This is a genomic window from Acetobacter sacchari, assembly GCF_017377715.1.
GTDB lineage: Bacteria > Pseudomonadota > Alphaproteobacteria > Acetobacterales > Acetobacteraceae > Acetobacter > Acetobacter sacchari.
Genome location: NZ_JAFVMF010000057.1, coordinates 1 through 617 on the forward strand (window position 1 = coordinate 1; position 617 = coordinate 617).

The window sequence follows — 617 nt, forward strand, 5'->3', positions numbered from 1 at the left end:
GTGAGCGCCTGTATCTGCTCGTCGGTCACGCTGTCTGCCTCGCGCACGCCGGGCTTCCCCTTCTCGCGGCTGATCGTCTTCAGGAGATTGTCCAACTGCTTAAGGTTCACATTGCCTTGGGCATCGGTCAGATTGCGTGATTGCAGAAACCGCATGGCGTCGATCGGACGCGACAGTTCCTCGTAAGCCTTGGCGTAATTCTGGAAACCCGGCGCTCCCTGCTCGATCGTGTCGGTGACGGTCGGCTTCAGGTCCATCAACTGCGAAACAGCCGCGTGGCCGCTCTGTTTCGTGCCGCGCGCAGCTGGAGCGATGATGTCGCCCATGTATTTGCGCACGTTCCACAGATGCTCAGGCAGAGCCGTTCCATCCTCTTCGGCAACGGAGTTCAACTGGCCAAGCACGTTCTTCAACGGCGTCTGCACGGTCTCGCGCCCGCGATTGTCGTCGATCAGGCGCGCAAGGTGCTGGCGGATTGGCGTCACGTCGACCGGCTGCTGATTGCCGAACGCGGCATCCCGGTTCTGTCCCTCGATCGCGCTCCGGGCCGCTTCCGCCGCCTGCAACTGGTCCTCTGTGCCAATGACCTTCTGCGCGTAGGCGTTGCGCGCCTCGGC

Annotated in this window: 1 protein-coding gene; it reads right to left on the minus strand. The window is 62.6% G+C overall.

Annotation, left to right across the window (positions count from 1 at the left end; all coding sequences use genetic code 11):
- The coding region (locus J2D73_RS20230; RefSeq protein WP_207884215.1) for a hypothetical protein at positions 1–617 on the minus strand (617 nt) is incomplete at both ends.